This is a genomic window from Streptomyces prasinopilosus, assembly GCF_001419695.1.
Taxonomy (GTDB): domain Bacteria; phylum Actinomycetota; class Actinomycetes; order Streptomycetales; family Streptomycetaceae; genus Streptomyces; species Streptomyces prasinopilosus.
This window is the reverse complement of sequence record NZ_LIRG01000661.1, coordinates 1-3,101: the sequence shown is the minus strand read 5'-3', so window position 1 is coordinate 3,101 and position 3,101 is coordinate 1. Positions and strand designations below refer to the sequence as shown.

Genomic DNA, 3,101 nt, shown 5'->3' with positions numbered 1-3,101 from the left:
CGCCGGGGTGCACCCGGCGGAGCTGCTGGCCGATTTCCGGCGGCGTCATCCGGACGTGGAGATCCGGCTGCGGCAGGGGGGCTCGGCCGCGCTGGCGGAGGAGGTCGCGGCGGGACGCCTCGACCTGGCCTTCGCCTACCGGACCCCCACGGACCCCGACCAGTTGCGGTCGGTGCCCCTCACCAGCGAGCCGATGACCGTGCTCTGCCATCCCGAACACCGCCTGGCGCGGGCCGGGGCGCCGCTGACCCCGCACGACCTGGGCGGCGAGGTGTTCGTGGACTTCCATCCCGACTGGGGTCCGCGCCGCGCCACCGACACCGCGTTCGCCGGCGCCGGCGTGCGGCGCACGGTGGCGCTGGAGGTGAACGACGTGCACAGTCTGCTGGACCTGGTGGACGAGAACCTCGGCATCGCCGTCGTCCCCCGGCATTTCCGGCACAAGCGCGCGGCACTGACCGCGCTGCCCCTGAAGGAGACCGGCGAGTCGGTGTACGAGAGCGTGGTGCTGGTCCCGTCCCAGGAGGCGGCCAGCCCGGCGGCACGGGCGCTGATGGCCCTGCTGGGCGGCGGGCGGACGTAGCGGACGGCACGCGGAGAGGGGCGCCGCGCGTCCGGCGGGGCACGCGGAACGGGGCGCGGGCGGCGGCGGGATGCGCGAAGGTGGTCCCATGCTTGCCAAGGACATCCTCATCGACGGCTACGGCAGGATCCGCGAAGAGGTCCACGCCGCCGTGGGCGGGCTCGGCCCCGACGCCCTGAACACCGCGCCGGCCCCGGGCGCCAACCCGGTCGCCTGGCTGGTCTGGCACCTCACCCGGGTCCAGGACGACCACGTCGCGGACGCCTTCGGGCTCGACCAGGTGTGGCTGACCCGGGGCTTCGAGGAGCGGTTCGCGCTCGGCCTGCCCCGTCACGACACCGGGTACGGCCACACCCCGGAGCAGGTCGCCGGGGTGCGGGTCGCCTCGGGCGATCTCCTCACCGGCTACTACGACGCGGTGCACGGGCAGACCCTGGACGCCCTGCGCGCCCTGGCCGCCCAGGACCTGGAGCGCGTCGTGGACGAGCGCTGGGACCCGCCGGTGAGTCTGGGGGTGCGCCTGGTCAGCGTCCTGTCCGACGATCTCCAGCACGCCGGACAGGCCGCCTACGTACGGGGACTGCTTCAGCGCACGGAGTCGTAGCCGGGCAGGACCACGTCCCTGAGCAGGGCGTTGCGCTCGTCGAACGGGAGGAACGCGCTCTTGAGGGCGTTCACCGTGACGGTCCGCAGGTCCTCGACGGTCCAGCCGGCCTGCTCCACCAGCAGGGACATCTCCCGCGTCATCGTGGTGCCGGACACCAGGCGGTTGTCCGTGTTGAGGGTGACCCGGAAGCCGAGGTCCTTCAGCGCGGTGACGGGGTGCGTGGCGATCGAGTCGGCGGCCCCGGTCTGGAGGTTGGAGGTGGGGCACATCTCCAGCGCGATGCGGCGGTCGCGGACCCAGCCCGCGAGCCGGCCGAGCTTGCCGTCGACGATGTCCTCGGTGATCCGCACGCCGTGACCGATGCGCTGGGCACCGCACAGCTGGACGGCCTGGTGGATGCTGGGCAGGCCGTCGGCCTCACCGGCGTGGATGGTGAACGGCACGTTCTCGCGGCGCAGGTACTCGAAGGCGTCCAGGTGGTCGGCGGCGGGGAAGCCGTCCTCGGCTCCGGCGATGTCGAAGCCGAGGACGCCCGCGTCCCGGAACGCCACCACCAGGTCGGCGACCTCCCGTGTCCGGTCGAACATGCGCATGCCGCACAGCAGCGTCCCGACCCGCACCGGGGTCCCCGCGGCGGCGGCCTTGGCCATGCCGGCGGCGAGACCCTCCTGCACCGCCTCGACCACCTCGGGCAGGGTCAGCCCGCCCTTGGTCATCAGCTCGGGGGCGTAGCGGACCTCGCCGTAGACGACACCGTCGGCGGCGAGGTCGAGCACGTACTCCTCGGCGGTGCGCAGCAGGCCCTCGCGGCTCTGCATGACGGCGAGGGTGTGCTCGAAGGTGGCGATGTAACGCACCAGGTCACCGGAGCCGGCGGCCTCGACGTACCAGGCGGCGAGTTCGTCGGCGTCGGTGGTGGGCAGGGGGTGGCCCACCGTGTCCGCCAGCTCCACCAGGGTGGCGGGGCGCAGGGCGCCGTCGAGGTGGTCGTGCAGGACGGCCTTGGGCAGCCGGCGGAGGGTGTCGGTGTCGAGGTGGGGCGTGGTCATGGGCGGTGCGTTCCTCAGCGGTTCGGTGGTGAAGCGGGGGGCCACCCGGTGGGGGTGGGGTCGATCGGCAGAGGTTATACGTAAAACGTCGGTGCGCGCCAGTCCCGCTCCCGGCGGCGCCCCGGGCCCGGTCCCGAAGACCTGCGACGGCAGCCCGAGGCGCCCGGGCGGGTCGCCCGGGTACCGTCCGCACACGGAGACCACCGAGGTGCCGCGGCGGAGTCGGGAGCAGCGCAGAGGGGATGTCCCGGACCGGCTGGAGCGGGAGACGGACATCCGGGTGGCCTCGGCGGACGCCGAGGGGCTGCCCTGCCTGGTGCCGTTGTGGTTCGTGTGGGACGGCGAGGCCGTCCGGCCGGCGACCCGGCCGGCCGACCCCACCGGCCGCAATCCGCGGGAGGGCGGCCGGACCTGGCCGGCACTCGGCGACACACGGGACGTCGTCCTGCTCGACGGCGAGGTGGAGACGTACGGCGCGCGGGAGGTGCCGCCGCGGGCGGCGGAGGCGTTCCGGGAGAAGACCGGCTGGGATCCGCGCGCGGACCGGGCCGCCCACGCCTTCTTCCGGGTACGCCCCCAGGCGGTGCGGGCCCGGCACGGGGTGCGCGAGACGCCGGAGCGGCATCTCCTGCGGGACGGGATCCGGCCGGCGCAGGGCGCCTCGCGGCGCCGGACCCGCGTCGGCCCTCCCCGCCCCGCCCCGCCCCGCCCGGCGCCCGACGCCGCGGACGAGGAGGCGGCGGGGCCGCCCCCTCGTCCGCGGCGTCGGGCGCCGGGCGGGGCGGGGCGGGGCGGGGCAGGCTGAGGGCCACGGAACCGGCCAGTACGACGACGACGACCGCGAGGCTGACCGGAGAGGGGA

General features: G+C 75.2%; 4 protein-coding genes. 3 read left to right on the top strand and 1 reads right to left on the bottom strand.

Going from position 1 to position 3,101, the window contains the following annotated elements:
• Together AOK18_RS24120 and AOK18_RS24115 are read left to right on the top strand one after the other, a co-directional pair.
• Nucleotides 1–583: LysR substrate-binding domain-containing protein (locus AOK18_RS24120; protein ID WP_240503297.1), on the top strand; the 583-nt coding region annotated here is incomplete at its 5' end.
• A gap of 88 nt (nucleotides 584–671) precedes the next feature.
• Nucleotides 672–1,187, top strand: a complete 516-nt coding sequence (locus AOK18_RS24115; protein WP_055695697.1) for a mycothiol transferase — start codon at nucleotides 672–674, stop codon at nucleotides 1,185–1,187.
• On the opposite strand, the gene AOK18_RS24110 is transcribed toward AOK18_RS24115, so the two are convergent.
• On the bottom strand, nucleotides 1,169–2,239 hold the full coding sequence (locus tag AOK18_RS24110) for an adenosine deaminase (protein ID WP_055695696.1): 1,071 nt from the start codon (nucleotides 2,237–2,239) through the stop codon (nucleotides 1,169–1,171). The two genes, AOK18_RS24115 and AOK18_RS24110, sit on opposite strands and share 19 nt — an antisense overlap.
• Before the next feature lie 208 nt (nucleotides 2,240–2,447).
• Here AOK18_RS24110 and AOK18_RS24105 point away from each other — a divergent pair, with 208 nt between their 5' ends.
• The gene (locus AOK18_RS24105; protein WP_338119135.1) at nucleotides 2,448–3,044 is read left to right on the top strand and encodes a PNPOx family protein; all 597 of its coding nucleotides are present in this window, start codon (nucleotides 2,448–2,450) and stop codon (nucleotides 3,042–3,044) included.
• Nucleotides 3,045–3,101: the final 57 nt, after the last annotated feature.